At 65.7% G+C, this 19,627-nt stretch carries 16 protein-coding genes; 5 read left to right on the top strand and 11 right to left on the bottom strand.

The features are described 5' to 3' along the window. Entirely contained in the window at positions 1–2,802 is a 2,802-nt protein-coding gene (treY, locus tag QW845_RS31600) for a malto-oligosyltrehalose synthase (RefSeq protein WP_315805424.1), read from the top strand. Here treY and QW845_RS31595 read toward each other — a convergent pair whose 3' ends face one another. Then, positions 2,803–3,114: a polyhydroxyalkanoic acid system family protein gene (locus QW845_RS31595; RefSeq protein WP_315717996.1), complete on the bottom strand. Its 312-nt coding sequence runs from the start codon at positions 3,112–3,114 to the stop codon at positions 2,803–2,805. A 170-nt stretch (positions 3,115–3,284) separates the two neighbouring features. On the opposite strand from QW845_RS31595, the gene QW845_RS31590 reads away from it, so the two are divergent. Then, a complete protein-coding gene (locus QW845_RS31590; RefSeq protein ID WP_006614022.1) occupies positions 3,285–3,449 on the top strand; it encodes a DUF3309 family protein in 165 nt (54 codons plus the stop codon). A 48-nt stretch (positions 3,450–3,497) separates the two neighbouring features. Here the strand turns inward: QW845_RS31590 and ligD are convergent, their stop codons facing one another. After that, positions 3,498–6,194: a DNA ligase D gene (ligD, locus tag QW845_RS31585; protein ID WP_315805423.1), complete on the bottom strand. Its 2,697-nt coding sequence runs from the start codon at positions 6,192–6,194 to the stop codon at positions 3,498–3,500. Positions 6,195–6,870: 676 nt separating this feature from the next. Between ligD and QW845_RS31580 the strand changes: the two genes are divergently transcribed. Beyond that, positions 6,871–7,749, top strand: a complete 879-nt coding sequence (locus QW845_RS31580; protein WP_315805443.1) for a Ku protein — start codon at positions 6,871–6,873, stop codon at positions 7,747–7,749. 238 nt (positions 7,750–7,987) lie between these two features. Here QW845_RS31580 and QW845_RS31575 read toward each other — a convergent pair whose 3' ends face one another. The 8 genes from QW845_RS31575 to QW845_RS31540 all read right to left on the bottom strand — a co-directional run bounded on the left by QW845_RS31575 (position 7,988) and on the right by QW845_RS31540 (position 16,699). Then, complete coding sequence (locus tag QW845_RS31575) at positions 7,988–8,278, bottom strand: DUF6496 domain-containing protein (protein ID WP_315805422.1); 291 nt, start codon at positions 8,276–8,278, stop codon at positions 7,988–7,990. An 84-nt stretch (positions 8,279–8,362) separates the two neighbouring features. After that, a complete protein-coding gene (locus tag QW845_RS31570) occupies positions 8,363–9,052 on the bottom strand; it encodes a response regulator transcription factor (RefSeq protein WP_315805421.1) in 690 nt (229 codons plus the stop codon). Next, positions 9,049–11,766, bottom strand: a complete 2,718-nt coding sequence (locus QW845_RS31565) for a sensor histidine kinase KdpD (RefSeq protein ID WP_315805420.1) — start codon at positions 11,764–11,766, stop codon at positions 9,049–9,051. Before QW845_RS31565 ends, QW845_RS31570 begins: the two co-directional genes overlap by 4 nt. 55 nt (positions 11,767–11,821) lie before the next feature. Beyond that, positions 11,822–12,424, bottom strand: a complete 603-nt coding sequence (locus tag QW845_RS31560; protein ID WP_315805419.1) for a K(+)-transporting ATPase subunit C — start codon at positions 12,422–12,424, stop codon at positions 11,822–11,824. A gap of 114 nt (positions 12,425–12,538) precedes the next feature. Continuing rightward, complete coding sequence (kdpB, locus tag QW845_RS31555) at positions 12,539–14,659, bottom strand: potassium-transporting ATPase subunit KdpB (protein WP_315805418.1); 2,121 nt, start codon at positions 14,657–14,659, stop codon at positions 12,539–12,541. 16 nt (positions 14,660–14,675) lie between these two features. Continuing rightward, positions 14,676–16,379 (bottom strand): potassium-transporting ATPase subunit KdpA, encoded by a 1,704-nt coding sequence (gene kdpA, locus QW845_RS31550; RefSeq protein WP_315805417.1) that lies wholly within the window; start codon positions 16,377–16,379, stop codon positions 14,676–14,678. A gap of 34 nt (positions 16,380–16,413) precedes the next feature. Next, a complete protein-coding gene (locus QW845_RS31545) occupies positions 16,414–16,503 on the bottom strand; it encodes a K(+)-transporting ATPase subunit F (protein ID WP_042340291.1) in 90 nt (29 codons plus the stop codon). 10 nt (positions 16,504–16,513) lie between these two features. Next, positions 16,514–16,699: a hypothetical protein gene (locus QW845_RS31540; RefSeq protein WP_315805416.1), complete on the bottom strand. Its 186-nt coding sequence runs from the start codon at positions 16,697–16,699 to the stop codon at positions 16,514–16,516. 237 nt (positions 16,700–16,936) lie between these two features. Between QW845_RS31540 and QW845_RS31535 the strand changes: the two genes are divergently transcribed. Together QW845_RS31535 and QW845_RS31530 are read left to right on the top strand one after the other, a co-directional pair. After that, complete coding sequence (locus tag QW845_RS31535) at positions 16,937–17,389, top strand: hypothetical protein (protein WP_315805415.1); 453 nt, start codon at positions 16,937–16,939, stop codon at positions 17,387–17,389. A gap of 18 nt (positions 17,390–17,407) precedes the next feature. Beyond that, a complete protein-coding gene (locus QW845_RS31530) occupies positions 17,408–17,692 on the top strand; it encodes a hypothetical protein (RefSeq protein ID WP_315805414.1) in 285 nt (94 codons plus the stop codon). Positions 17,693–17,757: 65 nt separating this feature from the next. Here the strand turns inward: QW845_RS31530 and QW845_RS31525 are convergent, their stop codons facing one another. Then, on the bottom strand, positions 17,758–19,413 hold the full coding sequence (locus QW845_RS31525; protein ID WP_315805413.1) for an OFA family MFS transporter: 1,656 nt from the start codon (positions 19,411–19,413) through the stop codon (positions 17,758–17,760). Positions 19,414–19,627 lie beyond the last annotated feature (214 nt).

Genomic DNA, 19,627 nt, shown 5'->3' with positions numbered 1-19,627 from the left:
ATGCCTCCTGCCATTCCGCTCGCGACCTACCGCCTGCAGCTCACCGCCGACTTCAATTTCGAAGCAGCGGCGCGCGTCGTGCCGTATCTGAAGGCGCTCGGCATCAGCCATGTCTACGCCTCGCCGTTCATGACGGCGCGCAAGGGCTCGACGCATGGCTACGACATCACGGATCACACCAAGCTCAATCCTGAGCTCGGCGGTCAGGACGGCTTCGCCAAGCTGAGCGCCGCGCTGAAGTCGCACGATCTCGGGCTCATCCTCGATTTCGTTCCGAACCATGTCGGCGTCCATTTCGACGACAATCCATGGTGGCTCGATGTGCTCGAATGGGGCCAGGCGTCGCCGCATGCAGCCTCGTTCGACATCGACTGGGACCAATTGCCGTATCGCGCCCGGGGCGGCGTGCTGCTGCCGATCATCGGGACGTCCTACGGCCATGCGCTCGAACATGGTGAGATCGAGCTGCGCTACGACCCGGACGAAGGCTCGTTCTCCTGCTGGTACTTCGAGCATCGCCTGCCGATCGCGCCGGAGCGCTATGGCGAGGTGCTGCGCATCATCGTCAAAGAGGCCGGTGAGGAGAGCAGCGAGGCCGGCAAGGCGATCCTCGACCTGGCGTCGCGCTATCGCGGCCTGCGCCATCCGAACCGCAAGGAAGCCCCGGCGTTCAAGGCCGCACTCAAGGCCATTCCCGGGGCTGGCGACATTATCGCGCGAGGCCTCTCGGCGTATCAGGCAGGCGAGGGCCGACCGACGCAGACGCTGGCCCTGCACCATCTGCTTGAACGGCAGAACTACAAACTCGGGCATTGGCGGCTTGCGTCCAGCGACATCAACTACCGCCGCTTCTTCGACGTCAACACGCTGGCCGGCCTGCGCGTCGAGGATGCTGGCACGTTCGAAGCGATCCACCGGCTGGTCAAGAAGCTGATCGCGGATGGCCAGCTGCAGGGTCTGCGGCTCGACCATATCGACGGCCTGCGCGATCCCGCACAATATTTCCAGCGGCTGCGGCGGCTGATCCGCGACGCTCGGGGGCCCGCGGCCGGGCCATTCTACGTCGTCATCGAGAAGATTCTCTGCGAGCACGAGAAGCTGCCGAGCTTTGCCGGCGTGAACGGCACCACCGGCTACGAGTGGATGAACGTCATCACCCAGCTGCTCATCGACGGCAACGGCCTGGAGCCCTTGGACGAGATCTGGCGCCAGATCAGCAACAAGCCGCCGAAGCTCGCGCCCGTCATCAAGGAGGCCAAGCGGCGCGTGCTGGAAACGCTGCTGACCAGCGAGTTCACCGTGCTGACGCGCCTCCTGGCGCGCATCGCCAACGGCCACTACTCGACGCGCGACTATTCCGAAGACAGCCTGCGCCAGGCGCTCGAACTGTATGTTCTTCACTTCCCGGTCTATCGCACCTATCTCACCGCGGCCGGGGCGACCGAGGCCGATCGCAAGCTGATCGATCACGCCATAGCCGGCGCCCGCGCCGAATGGTTCGCCTCCGACGGCTCGATCTTCGACTTCCTGCGCGATACGCTCACCATGGATCTGATCAAGCGCGACCGCAGCACCAGCCACAGCGTCCCACGTGTGCGCCGCTTCGCGCTGAAGGTGCAGCAGTTCACCGGCCCGATGATGGCGAAGTCGCTGGAGGATACCGGCTTCTATCGCTTCCACCGGCTGCTCGCGCTCAACGAGGTCGGCGGCGATCCGGCGGCGCATGCTCTGACGATCGCCGACTTCCACAAGCTGATGCACGATCGCGCCAGGCATTGGCCGCACGGCATGACCGCCACCGCTACCCACGACACCAAGCGCGGCGAGGATGCCCGCACGCGGCTGGCGGCCATCACCGAGCTGCCCAACGACTGGACGTCCGCGATGGCGCGCTGGAAGACCCTGAACGCGCCGCACGTCATCACCGATGGCAAAATGCGCGCGCCCTCGGCGGCGTTCGAATACATGCTGTACCAAACGCTCGTCGGCATCTGGCCCGCAACTGGCGCCGACCCGAGCCTTGCGGAGCGGTTGCGGGCCTATGCGCTGAAGGCGGCGCGGGAGGGCAAGGAGGAGACCAGCTGGCTCAATCCAAACGAGGCCTATGAGAACGGCCTGCGCAGCTTCATCGACCGCATCCTGGATCGCGACCGCTCGCCCGAGTTCCTGCAGTCGTTGGAGACGCTTTCCAGGCGGATCGCTTTGCTCGGCGCGCTGAACTCGCTGACACAGCTCACGCTGAAGGCGACGATGCCCGGCGTGCCGGATATCTATCAGGGCACCGAGTTCTGGGACCTCTCGATGGTCGATCCCGACAATCGCCGCCCGGTGGACTTCGCCGCGCGCGAACGGGCGCTGCGCGAGTGCGAGCGTCCCGACTGGGCCCGCCTGGCGGACCACTGGCCGGATGGCCGCATCAAGCTCGCTTGGACACGGCGGCTGCTCCGGCTGCGCAACGAGATGCCCGCGGTCTTCACCGACGGTTCCCATGAGCCGCTCGAGGTGAGCGGACGTCATGCCGATCACATCATTGCCTTCGCACGGCGGCATGGGCGGGACGCCGTCGTCGTCGTCACTGTGCGCAACTTTGCGCCCTTCACCGACGGTGGTCGGGTGTGGCCCCACCCAGATGGTTTCGAAGCCGAGGTTCATGCCCGCGGCTACACATCTGCGGACATACAGGACGGCATCCTTGCGGTGTCCTCCGTCTTCACACATTTGCCTGCAGCAGTGATCCCAGCGCGGACCGATGCGGCAACCCACCCGGCTGGTCGACGTCAGACAGCATCGACGCCGGGCTGATCAGCTCTTTTTCGTCAACAGCAGCTGGCCGCGGCTGCGGATCGCGGACTGCGCCGCCTCGGCAAAGCGCTGCAACAGCCAGGGCAGCACGACCTCGACACGCACGTGATCGTCGGCGACGTCGACATGGCCCGACGCCGCTTGACCCAGAGCGCGAACGCGAAAGATCATCTTGTCGCCCTCCCAGCGCTCTTCGTCGACCTTCAGGACCGGAACGCTGGTCGCGGCGCGGCTGAGACCGGCCTGGAGCCGGCGCACGGCCTCGTCCTTGCCGAGGCGATGCGGAATGGAAACGACAAGCGGTCTTGACATCGCGATCTCCTGACTAACAACTGCCCTTAGGTAGTCATTGCTGGTTACGACCGCAAAGACACGCTCCGAATTTTACCTGTTTCCCGCACGGAACTTTCGAAGTTCCGACCAGTTTCCTCGGCGAAGGCAGAGCACGTTGTCGCCCCGCTGCCGGGCACTGGAGGAAGCACATGTCCATCGGAACTATCATCCTGATCATTCTCATCATCGCCCTGCTCGGCGGCTTTTCCGGCATCGGCGGCGGTCCGTTCTACGGCACCGGCTACTATGGCGGCGGCGGTCTCGGCCTGATCATCGTCATCGTGCTGATCCTCGTCCTGCTCGGACGTATCTGATCCTTCTGAGGCGATCGGCTCGGGCAGACACCACGTCTGCCCGAGCGACTACGACGTCTCTGCGAGCTTCTTGATGGCCGCCTTGATCGAGCCCGCGGCATCTTCATAACCATCCCACGCCCTGGTCTTGGCCAGCAGCGCCGGTACGGTGCGGATGGTGTAGCGCTTGGGTTCGAGCCCGTTCTTCACCTGCGCCCAGGTCAGCGGCATGGACACGGTGGCGCCTTCGCGGGCGCGCGGCGACAGCACGGCGACGGCCGTCGACATCCGGTCGTTGCGCAGATAGTCGAGGAAGATCTTTCCCCCGCGCAGCTTCTTCGACATGTTGAGCAGGTATTGCTCCGGGCTGTCGTTCGCCATCCATTGGCACACACCCTGCGCAAACGCCTTCGCTTCGGGCCAGCTCACTCCGTCGCGCGCGCCGTGCAGCAACGGCGTCACCACATGCAGACCCTTGCCGCCCGTGGTCTTGCAGAAGCTCTCGAGACCGAGGCTCTTCAGGCGCTGGCGCATCTCTTTGGCGGCCGCGATCACCTCCCCGAAGGCGACGTTCGGCGCCGGGTCGAGATCGAACACCAGCCGGCCCGGAACGTCATAGGCGTCGGGTGCGCAATTCCATGGATGCAGCTCGACGGCGGCGACCTGGGCGACCGCGATCAATCCCTCGACACGGTCGATCTGCAGATACGGTTTGCGGTCGCCCGACACCTTGACCAGCTCGAGCAGGTCCGACATGCCCTGCATGCCGTGCCGCTGGAAGAATTTTTCGCCACCGATGCCATCAGGCGCACGTACGATCGAGCACGGCCGTCCCCTCAGATGATCGATCATCCAGTCGCCGACGGCTTCCAGATAGTTGGCGAGATCGAGCTTGGTGACGGGCTCGCCGTCGCCGGCGTCCGGCCACAGCGCCTTGTCGGGCTTGGAGATCGCAACGCCCATCACGGTCGCCGCGCCCTTCGTGCGTGACGGCGTCTTGTGCAGCGTGGTGCCGACGGTCGCGACGCTCGCCGCGGCCCGCGCCACCGGCCGGGCAACCTTCGTCGTCACCACCGGCGGCTCGGCAACGACCTCGCGGGCCGGCTTGTCCTGGCGCAGTCCCTTGAACGAGGCCTGCCTGACGTTGTTGTCCGCGGTCCAGCCGGCAAACTCGATCTCGGCGACCAGCTCCGGCTTCAGCCAATGCACCTCACGCGTCTTGCGCGGCGCGTTCTTGCCGCCGAACGGGCTCTCGTCGGAGGCCGCCGCCTTCAGCGCCGGCATGATCTCCTTCACCGTGTCCTGGCCGAAGCCGGTGCCGACGATCCCGACATAAGCAAGATGATCGTCCTTGTTGACGCCGACCATCAACGAGCGGAATTTGCCGTTGGTGGTCTTCCAGCCACCGATGACGACCTCGTGGCCGGGCCTGGTCTTGGCTTTGGTCCAGCTCTCCGTCCGTCCCGAATGATAGGCCGAGTCCAGCTTCTTGGAGACGATGCCCTCCAATGACAGCTTGCGCGCCGACTCCAGCACGGCCTCGCCGTCGCTCTCGAAGTGCTCGACATAGCGGATGCGCGGCGCCTTGCCCTTGATGTGCGCCTTCAGCAGCTTCGCCAGCCGCGCCTTGCGCTCGCGCAAAGGCTGGCGGCGCAGGTCGAACTCCTCCGCGAACATCAGGTCGAAGGCAAAGAAGATCAGCTCGTCGGTTTCGCCCGCCGAAATCGCCGCCTGCAGCGCAGAGAAATTCGGGTTGCCATCCTTGTCGAGCGCGACGATCTCGCCGTCGATGATCGCATCCGGCAATTTGGTCGCCTCCTCGGCGATGGCGCCGAACTTGGCCGTCCAGTCCAGCCCCTTGCGGGTCTTCAAGGTCGCCTTCCCGTCCTCCACCCTGATCTGCACGCGGTAGCCGTCGAACTTGATCTCATGCGCCCAGCCCTCGCCGCTCGGCGGCTGCGCGACCGACGTACAGAGCTCGGGCGGCACGAAGTCCGGCAGCGACGACACGGTTCGCGGGGGCGCAGCGGCCGTTTTCGCCGCCTTGGACTTCGCCGTCTTCTTCGGAGGCGCCTTGTTTGGCGACGCCTTCTTTGACGAGGCATTGCCGTTACTGCGGTTGGAGTGCCACACCGCATCCGCGTTCATGCGCTGCTTGGCGAGCATGAACGGCTTCGGCACCTTGCCTTTGCCGGCCGCGATCTGCTCCATCGTGCGGCCCGAGGCGACCGACCTGTCCGCATCCAAAATATCGTTGGCCTCGCCTTCCCTGGCGAACTCGTCGCGGTGCTTGATCAGCAGCCAATTGGTCCGCTTGCCGCCGCTGCGGTCGTGGCGCATCCGCACCAGCACCCAGCTGCCGTGCAGCTTCTCGCCGTCGAGCGTGAACTTCAGGTCGCCCTTCTTGAAGCCGCGCTCGGGATCCTCGCTGTCCCAATAGCCGCGGTCCCACAGCATGACCGTGCCGCCGCCATATTCGCCTTCCGGAATCGTGCCTTCGAAATCGCCGTAATCGAGCGGATGATCCTCGACCTCGACCGCGAGCCGCTTGTCATGCGGATCGAGCGAGGGGCCCTTGGTCACCGCCCACGACTTGAACACGCCGCCGAACTCCAGCCGCAGGTCGTAGTGCAGCCGCGTCGCGTCGTGCTTCTGGATGACGAAGCGCGGCCGTTCGGCACGCGCGACCTTGGTGTCGCCCGACGGCTCCGCAGTCTTGTCGAAATCGCGCTTCTTGCGGTAGGTGGAAAGCTTCTTGAGCGCCACGATGATCCCTCGCGTTGATCGGAGCGTAGCAAAGCACGGCGCGTCCTGGAACCGGCCTCGCCGTTGGCGCTGCGCCAGCCCGCTTCCGGCTCGCATCGACCTGATAACACCGGGCAAAGTTCCCCGTTCCCGCGGCTGAGGAAAGCCCGGGTCTTGCGATGGTCCACCCTCTGCCGATGAGAGGGCGCAGGGAAGGCCGGGAGCTCGCCGCCCCCATGGCCCGCCTGCGAAAAAAATGCAGGCGGCAGGTACCACAGGTGCAGCCGAGTCATCCCGGCCCTCCCTGCGCGACGGTTTTAACAGCTGCTTCGCGTTCTCCCCGGTGCGCCGGGCTTGTTGGCCACCGTCATCCGCGCGATGCACAAAGCATCCTCGCAAACTTGACCTCAGCGTCGGGAGGCCAGGACCGCGCGACTTGACCGTGCGTGCCGGATCGTTCGTCGGCGCGACTGAATCACGCTGCAACCCGACACGCCCATCGCATTCCGCTGCCGACGTCCGTGACGACCGCGATACGTCCCCTCCGACGCAACGGAATGGGCGGGACCATAATGCTGATTTGGCGAAGTCGTCAAGTGATTTTATCATTTCCCGAATTCGGCTGTATCCGACTTCGGTGGAACCCGCACCGAGCCGTGCTCGTTGCAGCTCGTCTGGATTATCCAAGGAGACCATGATGGCCCCCCGCGCCTACTGGAAAGGCTCGTTGAAACTCTCGCTCGTGAGCTGCCCCGTCGTCCTCTATCCGGCGTCGACCTCGGTCGAGAAGACGCGCTTCCATATGATCAACCGAGAGACCGGCAACCGGCTCAAGCAGCAGATGGTCGACTCTGAGACCGGCGACATCGTCGAAGGCGAGCAGAAGGGCCGCGGCTACGAGCTCTCCAAGGGGCAGTATGTCGAGATCGAGCCGGAGGAGCTGGAGGCGGTCCAGATCGAGAGCAACCATACGATCGACATCGACAGCTTCGTGCCGCGCGAGGAGATCGACCAGCGCTATCTCAACCATCCCTATTATATCGCTCCCGACGGCAAGGCGGCGGTCGACGCCTTCGCGGTCATTCGCGACGCGATGAAGGACCAGGATCGCGTCGCGCTGGCGCGCATCGTGCTGACCAACCGCGAGCACGTCATCGCCATCGAGCCGATGGGCAAGGGCATGCTCGGCACCACGCTGCGTTTTCCCTACGAGCTGCGCGACGAGGCCGAGTTCTTCGACGACATCAAGTCGCCCCGGATCACCAAGGACATGGTCGAGCTCGCCGGCCACATCCTGCAGACCAAGGCGGCGCATTTCGATCCCTCGGAGTTCAAGGACCAGTACGAGACCGCGCTGAAGGCGCTGGTGAAGCGCAAGGCCTCGGGCAAGCCGATCAAGCTGCCGGAGCCGGCGGAGCGGCCCGACAACGTCGTCAGCCTGATGGACGCGCTAAAACAGAGCCTGGGCAAGGGCGGAAAAAAGACAGCGCGTGCGACGTCACGGCGGACGAGCGCGCATCGACGCCCCGCGAAGAAGGCGCATCGGTCGGCGGCGCGGCAGAGGAAGGCGGGGTGAAGGCCAGCAGCTGCCTGCGTGGCGCAAGCGGCCTCCACACCACCGCCCCGTCGTCCCGGCGAACGCCGGGACCCATACTCTGCGGCGGGTATTGTAAGACAAGACTCGTCCAACATCCCGCGCAATAACATCTCCCTGGGGTTATGGGTCCCGGCGTTCGCCGGGACGACAGCGGAGAATTTTGCGACGGCTGCGGGTCATGGCGTGCGCGATGATCGTAGCCCGAATGATCGCCTCGTCAGCTCTTCTTCTTCGACTTCTTCTTCGTCGTTTTCTTGGTAGTCTTCTTCGTGCTTTTCTTGCTCGCCTTCTTGGCGGACTTCTTCGCCGATGACTTGGCGCTCTTCTTCGGCGGCACCTTCTTGCCTTCGCGGCGCGCCTCCGACAGACCGATCGCGATCGCCTGCTTGCGGCTCTTGACCTTGCGGCCCGAGCCGCCGCTCTTCAACGTTCCTGCCTTGCGCTTCTTCATCGCGCGCTCGACGTCCTTGGACGCGCCCTTGGAATATTTGCGTGTTTTGCGTGCCATCAACATGGTCTCCCTGTGATATCACAGAAATCACGAGGGTGAGCGATGGTTCCGCTTTGAGGGACTGGCTCACATGAAGAAGCGCTAATCCGGCCCACGCAAGCGATAACCGATGCCGGTCTCGGTCAACACGAATTGCGGGCGCTCGGGATCGGTCTCGATCTTCTGCCGGAGCTGGCGGACATAGACGCGCAGATATTGCGCGTCGGTCAATTCGTCCCACAGCTCCTTGAGCAGGAAGCGATGCGTCAGCACCTTGCCGGCGTGCTGCACGAGCACGCGCAGCAGATCGTACTCCTTCGGCGACAGCTTGACCTCGCGCTCGCCGACCTTGACGATGCGGCGGACGAGATCGACCGAGAGGTCGCCGGTGCGAAACACCGGCCGCTCTCCCTGCACCTGCAGCTGGTGCCGCAGCGCCGCGCGCAGGCGCGCCAGCAATTCATCCATGCCGAACGGCTTGGTGATGTAGTCGTCGGCGCCGAGATCGAGCGCCTGGACCTTGCCCGCCTCGTCGCCGCGGCTGGACAGCACCACGACCGGCACGGCCTCGTTGCGGCCACGGATGGTTCGCAGCAGCTCGAGTCCGTCGATGTCGGGGAGGCCAAGGTCGAGAATGATCAGCGCCGGCTCCTGGCTCAGCAGCTCCAGCGCGTTCCTGCCGTTGGAGGCCTCGAGAATCTCGTAGCCCTGCGTGGTCAGGCCCATCCGCAGCAGCTTGCGGATCGGCGGCTCGTCGTCGATCACGAGCACCTTGATCGGAGCGCCGGTCATGCGGCCGTATCCAGCGGTCTGGCCTGCGCCGGCACCGGCAGGCGGATGGTGAGGACCGCACCGCGCCGATCGGTACGGTTGCCGGCGAAGATGCGGCCATGCATCGCCTCGATGAAGCCACGCGAGATCGCAAGCCCAAGTCCGGTGCCGGGCCGCACCTGGTCGCCCTTCTGCACGCGATAGAACTTGTCGAACACGTGCTCGACCTCCGCGGCGGGAATGCCGTCGCCTTCGTCACGGATCTCGAGCACGATCCAGTTGCTGTCGCGGGCCGCACGGATCGCAATCGAGGTCTCGGGAGGCGCATATTTGGCGGCGTTGTCGAGCAGATTGAACAGCACCTGCTCGAACAGCACCGCGTCGACCTCGACCATCGGCAGATCGGGCGCCAGTACCAGCGAGACATGATGACCGGCGAGGATCTTGCCGGCACGCCGCAGCGCGCTGCCGACGATCTCGCCGACGTCGTGGAGGGCGGCGTTCGGCACGATCGCGCCGGATTCCAGCTTGGTCATGTCCAGGAGGTTGGCGATGAATCGATTCAGCCGCTCGGACTCGTCGATCACGGTGGCGAGCAGGTCGAGCTTCTCCTTGTCGGACAGCCTGGCCGCGAGATCGCGCATCGTCGAGGCCGCGCCGAGCACCGAGGCGAGCGGCGTCTTCAGATCATGCGAGATCGAGGTGAGCAGCGCCGAACGCAGCCGGTCCTGCTCCATGGTGCGCTTGACCTTGTCCATGTCCTCGACCAGCAGAACGCGCTCGATCGCCAGGGCGCCCTGGTCGACCAGGGCGTCGAGCAGCCGGCGCTGGTCGGGGGTCAGCAGCGGCCCGGTGCGGTCGTCGTCGATGCCGATGACGCCGATCAGGCCGCGGCCGGTGCGCATCGGCAGGAACAGCCGCTTGGCTCCCGGCAGCGTGTCGGAGCCGCGGCCGGCGGCGCGGTCGTTGCTCCAGGCCCAGCTCGCGGCGGCGAGGTCGGCGTCGTCGAGCTGATCCTCCGGCGGGTAGCCGGTCATGACCGTGAGCTTGCCGTCCTGCGGCAACAGCAGCACGACCCGCACCTTCAGCATCAACGCCGCCTGATAGGCCGTGGCCCACAGCACGTCATCGAGGGTCGCGGTGCCCGCAAGCTTGCGGCTGAAGGCATAGAGCTGCTCGGTGGTCCGGACGCGGTGGGTGGCGGCGTCAGCCTGAACGCGAACGCGCGCGGCGACGTTGGACACCAGGATCGCGATCAGCATGAAGAAGAAGAACGCGCCGATGTTGGTCGGATCGGTGATCGTGAACGTATACAGCGGCGGGAGGAAGAAGAAGTTGTAGCAGAGCGAGGCGGCGAGGCTCGCCAGCAGCGACGGTCCCAGGCCGTAGCGTGCGGCGACGCCGACCACCGCCGTGAGGAACACGAGATCGACGTTCTCGATGCCGAAGACGGGCTGGATCAGCTCGGCGAGGCCAAGGCCGACAGCCGTGATCAGCAGCGCCATCACATAGGGCTTCGGCTGCAGCGGCTCGCTGCGCGGCCGCGTCTGCACCGAGCTGCCCGCGGTGTCGGGCGCCTCCTCGCCGGCGATGACGTGGATGCTGATGTTGCCGGCGCGCCTGACCAGGTCATGCACCACCGAGCCCCTGATGATCTCGAACAGGCGCGAGCGGCTCGACTTGCCGATGATGATCTGGGTGACGTTGTTGGCCTGCGCGAAGCCGATGAGGTCATCGGCGATACGCCGGCCGACGCCCGGAATCGTCAGCGCCTCGCCGCCGAGGGTCTCGGCCAACCGCAGCGTATCGGCGAGCCGGTCGCGCTGCCTGTCACTGAGCTGCAGATTGCGCCGGGTCTCGATGGTCACGGCGGTCCACGGCGCATGGACACGGTCGGCGAGCCGCTTGGTGTAGCGCACCAGCCCTGTCGCCCGCGGATCCTCCGACACGCAGACGAGGATCCGCTCGCCGGCCGCCCAGGGCCCCGCAATGGCGTTGGCCTGCATGTGAGTGAGCAGTTGCTCGTCGACGCGCTCGGCCGTCCGACGCAGCGCAAGTTCGCGCAGCGCGGTCAGGTTGCCGGGCGAGAAATAATGCTCCAGCGCGCGCTCCGCCTGCTTGGGCACATAGACCTTGCCCTCCTTCAGTCGCTGGATCAGGTCGTCGGGCGTGAGGTCAATCAGCTCGATGGCGTCGGCGCGGTCGAGGATCGAATCCGGCACGGTCTCGCGCACGCGCACATGGGTGATCTGGGCGACGACGTCGTTGAGGCTCTCGATGTGCTGGACGTTGACCGCCGTGTAGACATCGATGCCGTGCGACAGCAGCTCCTCGACGTCGAGATAGCGCTTGGGGTGGCGGCTGCCGACAGCATTGGTGTGCGCGAGCTCGTCGACGATGGCGAGCTTGGGACGGCGCGCAATCACGGCATCCAGATCCATCTCTTCGACGATCTGGTCCTTGTAGGAAATACGTTTGCGAGGGACGACCTCCAGGCCGCGGACCAGCGCCTCGGTCTCGGCGCGGCCATGCGTCTCGACGAAGCCGATCACGACATCGACGCCGGCCTTCAGCTTGGCATGCGCGCTCGACAGCATTTCATAGGTCTTGCCGACGCCGGGGGCGGCGCCGACGAAGATCTTGAGCTTGCCGGCAGGACTGTCCTCCCGCCGGGCCGCTTCGAGCAGGGCTTCCGGCGAGGGACGTTGGTCAGGATCGCGGCGTTGACTGGCCATGCGGCATTATAGACGGAGGAGCTTCGGCGCCAAGGCCGGGACCTCTAAGGCCTCACTACGGCTTGGCAGCGTCGAGCGCCAGATTGAGCGCCAGCACGTTAACGCGGGGTTCGCCGAGCAGTCCGAGCAGACGGCCCTTAGTCTGCTGGGCGATCAGGCCCTGAACGCTGGCCTCCGGCAAGCCGCGCGCCTTGGCCACCCGCGGCACCTGGAACAGCGCCGCCTCCGGCGAGATGTCCGGATCGAGCCCGCTCGCCGAGGTCGTCACCAGATCGACCGGCACGGCCTGCCCAGGATTCTCCGCCTTCAGCCTGTCAACATCCTCCTTGACCCGGTCGGCCAGCGCCTTGCTGGTCGGGCCGAGATTAGAGCCGGAGGAGTTGGCGGCGTTATAGGGCGCCGGCACCGTCTTGGTCGCATCGTTCGGATCGGCGGCCGAGGTCGCCGACGGACGGCCGTGGAAATATTTGTCGTCCTTGAATTCCTGCCCGATCAGCGCCGAGCCGATCACCTGGCCGTTGCGCGTGATCAGACTGCCTTCGGCCTGCGCCGGGAAGATGGTGCCGGCGACGACGGTCATGGCGAGCGGATACAGCAGCCCGGTGATCAAGGTCAGCGCGAGCAGGACCAGGATGGCGGGACGGATTTCTTTGAGCATGGGAGATCTCCTGTGTCGCGGCGTCATTGCGAGGAGCGAAGCGACGAAGCAATCCAGGGCTGTGTACGGGACTCTGGATTGCGTCGCTTCGCTCGCAATGACGCCGGTGGTGGTTCAAGCCAGGTGCAAGGCGGTCACGATCAGGTCGATTGCCTTGATGCCGATGAAGGGGATGATGATGCCGCCCAGGCCATAGATCATCAGGTTGCGGCCGAGCAGCGCGCCGGCGCCGATGGCGCGGTAGGCGACGCCCTTCAGCGCCAGCGGGATCAGCGCGATGATGACGAGCGCGTTGAAGATGATCGCCGACAGGATCGCACTCTGCGGGCTCGCGAGGTTCATGACGTTCAGCACGTTCAGCTGCGGGTAGAACGCCAGGAACATCGCCGGGATGATCGCGAAATATTTGGCGACGTCGTTGGCGATCGAGAACGTCGTCAGCGCGCCGCGCGTCATCAAGAGCTGCTTGCCGATCTCCACCACCTCGATCAGCTTGGTCGGGTTGGAATCGAGATCGACCATGTTGCCGGCCTCGCGCGCGGCCTGCGTGCCGGTGTTCATGGCGACGCCGACATCGGCTTGCGCCAGCGCCGGCGCGTCGTTGGTGCCGTCGCCGCACATGGCGACCAGCTTGCCCTTGGCCTGCTCGTCTCGGATCAGCTTGAGCTTGTCCTCGGGGGTCGCCTGCGCCAGGAAATCGTCGACGCCGGCTTCGGCGGCGATCGCCGCCGCGGTCATCGGGTTGTCGCCGGTGATCATGATGGTGCGGATGCCCATCCGGCGCAGCTCGGCGAAACGTTCGCGGATGCCGCCCTTGACGATATCCTTGAGCTGGATGACGCCGAGCAGGCGCCCGTCCCTGGCGACCGCGAGCGGCGTGCCGCCGGATTTGGCGATGTCGTCGGAGATTGCACGGATCTCGCGGACAAGCTCGCTCTCGACCGGCTGGACCGCGCGCGCCGTGTTGCCGGAGACGGGCTGGGTCGGGCCGCCGCCGCCGATGGAGTTGAGGATGGCGTCGACCGCGCCCTTGCGCACCGAGGAACCGCCGGCATCGACGCCGCTCATGCGGGTCTGCGCCGTGAACGGCACGAAGGTGGCGCCGAGCTCGGCCATGTCGCGGCCGCGGATACCGTATTTGTCCTTCGCGAGCACCACGATGGAGCGGCCCTCCGGGGTCTCGTCGGCGAGCGAGGCGAGCTGCGCCGCGTCGGCCAGCTCCTGCTCGCTGACGCCCCGGACGGGACGGAACGCAGTCGCCTGCCGATTGCCGAGCGTGATGGTGCCGGTCTTGTCGAGCAGCAGCGTATCGACGTCGCCGGCGGCCTCGACCGCGCGGCCGGACATCGCCAGCACGTTGAAGCGCACCAGGCGGTCCATGCCGGCGATGCCGATCGCCGACAGCAGCGCGCCGATCGTGGTCGGGATCAAGGTCACGAACAGCGCCACCAGCACCACCACCGAGATCGAGCCGCCGGCATAGGCCGCGTAGCTCGGGATCGTCACCGTCGCGAACACGAAGATGATGGTGAGGCCGGCGAGCAGGATGTTGAGCGCGATCTCGTTCGGCGTCTTCTGCCGCTCGGCTCCCTCGACCAGCTTGATCATGCGGTCGATGAAGGTCGAGCCCTGGGCCGCGGTGATCCTGACGCGGATCCAGTCCGACAGCACCTGCGTGCCGCCGGTCACCGCCGAGCGGTCGCCGCCGGACTCCCGGATGACCGGAGCGGACTCGCCGGTGATCGCAGCCTCGTTGACCGAGGCGACGCCCTCGATCACCTCGCCATCGGAAGGGATCGTGTCGCCGGCCTCGACCAGCACGAGGTCGCCGACCTTCAGGCTGGTTCCGGGCACGAGCTTGTAGGTGTGGTCGGCCGGGTTCGTGCCCGTCAGCAGCTTGGCCTGGCTCTCGGTGCGCGTCTTGCGCAGCGAATCCGCCTGCGCCTTGCCGCGGCCTTCGGCGACGGCTTCGGCGAAATTGGCGAACAGCACGGTGAACCACAGCCAGAGAATGATCTGGAAGGTGAAGCCGAGATTCGCGCCGCCGGTCGCGACGTCGCGCAGGAAGATCACCGTGGTGAGCGCCGCGACGACCTCGACCACGAACATCACGGGGTTCCTGATCATCAGCCGCGGGTCGAGCTTGACCACCGCGGCCTTGATGGCCGGCAGCACGATCTTCGGGTCGAGCATCGTCGACATCGACGAGCGCTTCTGCAGTTTGATGGTGTCCATGGAGGTCGCTCCGAAATCAGAACACGGTGCCGGCGGCCATCGCGAGATGCTCGACGATCGGACCGAGGGCGAGAGCCGGGAAGAAGGTGAGGCCGCCGATGATCAGGATGACGCCGACGACGAGGCCGACGAACAGGCCGCCGGTGGTCGGGAACGTGCCGGCCGAGGGCGGGATCGACTTCTTCTGCGCGAGCGAGCCCGCGATCGCCATCGCCGGGATGATCATGAAGAAGCGGCCGACGAACATCGAGGAGGCGAGCGTCAGATTGTAGAAGAAGGTGTTGCCGGTGAGGCCCGCGAACGCCGAGCCGTTGTTGGCCGTCGCCGAGGTGTAGGCGTAGAGCACCTCGGTGAAGCCGTGCGGTCCGGCATTGGCCATCGAGGCGACGGCCGGTGGCAGCACCACCGCGACCGCGGTCCAGCCGAGATACATCAAGGGCAGCACCAGGATTGCCAGCATCGCCATCTTGACCTCGCGGGCCTCGATCTTCTTGCCGACATATTCCGGCGTACGCCCGACCATCAGGCCGGCAACGAAGATCGCGAGCACGACGAACAGCAGCATGCCGTAGAGGCCGGCGCCGACGCCGCCGACGATGATCTCGCCGAGCTGCATGTTGATCAGCGGAATCATGCCGCCGAGCGCGGTGAAGCTGTCGTGCATGGCGTTGACCGCGCCGCAGGAGGCGGCCGTGGTGATGACGGCGAACAGCGACGACGCGACGACGCCGAAGCGGACCTCCTTGCCCTCCATGTTACCGCCGGTCAGTCCCAGCGCGTTCAGCGTGGTCGTACCGTTGGCCTCGGCCCAGTAGGTGATGGCGACGCCGGCGATGAACAGCACGCCCATCACGGCGAGGAGCGCCCAGCCCTGGCGCTGATTGCCGACCATGCGGCCGAACACGTTGGTCAGCGCAGCACCGAGCGCGAAGATCGAGAGCATCTGGATGAAGTTCGACAGCGCGGTCGGGTTCTCGAACGGATGCGCGGCGTTGGCATTGAAGAAGCCGCCGCCATTGGTGCCGAGCATCTTGATCGCGACCTGCGAGGCCACCGGGCCGACCGCGATGGTCTGCTTCGCCCCTTCCAGCGTGGTCGCCTCGACATAGGGCCCGAGCGTCTGCGGCATGCCCTGGGACACCAGGAACAGCGTGTAGATGATACAGAGCGGCAGCAGCACATAGAGCGTGCAGCGTGTGATATCCACCCAGAAATTGCCGACGGTCCGCGCCGAGGCGCGCGAGAAGCCGCGGATCAGCGCGATCGCGAGCACGATGCCCGTCGCGGCCGAAAGGAAGTTCTGGTGGGTGAGCCCGAGCATCTGGACGAGATAAGAGAGCGTGCTCTCGCCACCGTAGTTCTGCCAGTTGGTGTTGGTCAGGAAGCTGATCGCGGTGTTGAAGGAGAGATCCTCGGCGACCGCGGACTGTCCGGCGGGATTGAACGGCAGCACGGCCTGCAGCCGCATCACGCCGTAGATGATCAGGAAGCCGCCGACATGGAACAGCAGCATTGCGACCGTGTAGGTCAGCCAATGCTGCTCGCGGCGCTCGTCGACGCCGCCGATCCAGTAGATCGCGACCTCCACCGGCCGCAGCACCGGCGACAGCAAGGTGCGCTCGCCATTGAAGACGCGCGTCATGTACCAGCCGAGCGGCTTGGCGAGCGCGACGATGACGGCGCAGTAGAGCAGGATCTGGATCCAGCCGATCACGGTCATGGGGATGTTGTCCTTGAAGGTGCGACGGTGGCGGTCAGAACCGCTCGGGCCGCAACAGCGCGTAGGTGAGGTAGATCAGAAGGCCGAGCGACACCGCGCCGGCGAGCGAATAGTCGAAGATCATGGCTCGTCTCCTAGAGCCGCTCGCAGGCGTAGGTGTAGCCGATCGCCAGGGCGAATAAGCCGGCGGCCAGCGCCAGCATCAGGATGTCCAGCATGGTGTGCTCCTCATGCGCGCGAGGCGCGCAAAGCGTGGAGCGGCCGGGAGCGCCGGTGCGCCACGGTCCGTTCCAGGACGGACAGATGGCATCCGACGTCATAGGTTTTCGAGACAGCACCGCCGACAGAGTTATAGGAATCTCATAAGGACCGCGGGATTCCCTCCTCGGCAGAATCGCGCGGCCGCAGCCGCATATGAGCCGGCCATACCGCCGAGGCGTCTTTATGCGCCGGCTATTTCTCTCCGCCTTCGCCCCTCTCGCATTCCTACGGGGCCGTCGACCACATTGCCGATCGAGGCCCACCGGGCCATCGCTCACTGACGACAGGAGGCCGGCATGGCTGCCTTGACGACACGACCGGATGTGCCGGAGCGGGCACAACTCGCGCAGACCACGACGGCGATGCTGACGGCCCTGCTTGGCGACGACGAGGGCGTTTCACCGCTGTCGGCGCGAGGGAGACGCCGGCTGCGGATCGCACGATTGCTGGAGACCGAGGCACGGATCGACGCCGCGCTGGAGCTGGTCGCGCTGCAATTGCCACGATGGTCGCTCCGCCGCATCGCCTATGATGACGGCGAATGGCACTGCGCCTTGTCGCAACAGCGCGAATTGCCGGACTGGCTCGATCATTGCGTCGAAGCCCGCCACGCCGATCTCGCCCTCGCCATTCTCCACGCAGCGGCCGAGGCCCGCCGTCTCGAGCCCGGCATCTCGCCGACTGACGCAAGACGCGGCGTCCAGGCTGAACCGGGGCTTGCCGACCTGCTCTGCTGCGACAACTTCTGAGCCGGTGTTACCTGCGCGATGCACATCTCCACCGACAAGCCGGCTGAGCTTCCGGCGGCCAGAGTACTGCTGCGGTTTGTGCTGCGACTAGCAATCCTCATCCTGTTCGCCACGTTCGGCCGCTTCGGCTTCGGTCGCAGCCTCGCCGCCCTGCTCTGGATGACCATCATCCTGTGTACCGTGCTGGCGGTGCTGCGCCGCGAGCGCGTATTCGCCGCGGGCCTGAACCATTGGGACGAGATGATCGGCTACACCGCGCTCTATTGCGCGGCGATGGCGCTGATTCAGTCGTCCGGAAACTGAGCCCCTGCGTCGCAAAAAAATGGGGCGGCCGATCCGGCCGCCCCGCTTGTCTCATCGTCGATCGGTCAGAAGATCTTGACCGCGCTTTCCAGCGTCTTCCAGACACCCCATGCCAGCGGCACGCCGACGAAGGCCCAGAACAAGCCGGCCTTGACGTCGAGGCCACCCTTGCCGATGCCGAACGACCCGTGCTGGATCGCCGACTCGTTCTTGGCGAGCTCCGCCTGGTACTTCGCGACGTCGTCCGCGCTCATGTTCCACTTGTCATCGACGGGCTTGATCAGGAAGTTGCAGATCAGGCCGGCCAGGAGCATGGCGCAGAGAATATACATCGTCGTGTTGTACAGCTGGTCGCGCGGCACGCCGGCGGCGAGCTGGAACTCGCGGATGTAGTTGACGACCACCGGACCGATGATGCCGGCCGTGGCCCAGGCCGTCAGCAGACGGCCGTGGATGGCGCCCACGAACTGGGTGCCGAACAGGTCGGCCAGATAGGCCGGGACCGTCGCGAAGCCGCCACCATACATCGAGAGGATGATGGCGAAGGCCGCCACGAACAGCAGCTTCGAACCCATCGCTGCGAAGGTCGGCGCCAGCGCATAGAGCACGATGCCGATCAGGAAGAAGCAGTAATAGGTGTTCTTGCGGCCGATGTGGTCCGACAGCGACGCCCAGAAGAACCTGCCGCCAATGTTGAACAGCGACAGCAGGCCGGCAAAGCCTGCCGCGATGCCCGCAATCGCCGCCTTCTGGGTGGCGTCGAGCTGGTTGAAGCTGACGTCGGGCAAACCGATCAGCTTGCCGGCGAAGATCTCCTGCAGCATCGGCGAGGCCATGCCGATCACGCCGATGCCTGCCGACACGTTCAAGCAGAGCACCCACCAGACCAGCCAGAACTGCGGAGTCTTGTGCGCGTTGTCGAGATGCACATGGTGCTCCGAGATCATCGCCTTCTTCACTGCCGGCGGCGTCCAGCCCTCGGGCTGCCAGCCGACCGGAGCGACGCGATAGGCGAAGGCGCCGATCATCATGAACACGAAATAGATCACGCCCATCGTGACGAAGGTCTCCCAGACACCGACCGAGGTCGGGGTCTTGAAGTAGTTCATCAGCAGGTTGGCGAGCGGGGCGCCGATCATCGCGCCGCCGCCGAAGCCCATGATCGCCATGCCGGTCGCCATGCCGCGCCGGTCCGGGAACCATTTCACCAGGGTTGACACCGGCGAGATGTAGCCGAGGCCGAGGCCGATGCCGCCGATGACGCCGGCACCGAGCCACATCATCCAGAGCTGATGCACGTAGATGCCGAGCGCTGCGAACAGCAGGCCGCCGCCCCAGCAGCAGGCCGCGACGGCGCCCGCCTTGCGCGGTCCGGCCCGTTCGAGCCAGCCGCCCCAGATCGCCGCGGAGGCGCCGAGCAGCACGAAGAACAGGGTGTACATCCAGCCGAGGCTCGCGACCTTCCAGTCGCAGCTCGTCGTGAACAGCTCCTGCACCAGGGACATGTCCGGACAGGCCTGGGTCTTGGTCACGCCGATCGCGCGTGACAGCGGCAGCCAGAACACCGAGAAGCCATAGGCCATGCCGATGCACAGATGGATGCACAGCGCAGCCGGAGGAACCAGCCAGCGGTTGAACCCGGCCTTGGCGACCGTGTGCTCACGATCGAAGATTCCCGCCTGCGCGCCCGGGAGCGTGCCCGCGCTTTCAATGGTAGCCATGCATTCCTCCCCTACGGACTCTCGCCCAACGCAACAACGTCATGTTCTGTCCCCTTGATCAGAATCAATACGCCCACTCACCCCGCCCGCTATCGCGTACCAGAGCAGTCTTGCAACGCACAAACGTTCATCACTGCCTCGATGCGCATAACACCCCGCCCGAGACGTTATGCCGTCACCATTCTTGCTTGTGCCGCTGTTCTGCCTGGCCCGC

It is taken from the genome of Bradyrhizobium sp. SZCCHNS3002 (assembly GCF_032377435.1).
In the GTDB taxonomy this organism is placed as follows: Bacteria; Pseudomonadota; Alphaproteobacteria; order Rhizobiales; family Xanthobacteraceae; genus Bradyrhizobium.
This window is presented reverse-complemented; position numbering and strand designations above follow the sequence as displayed.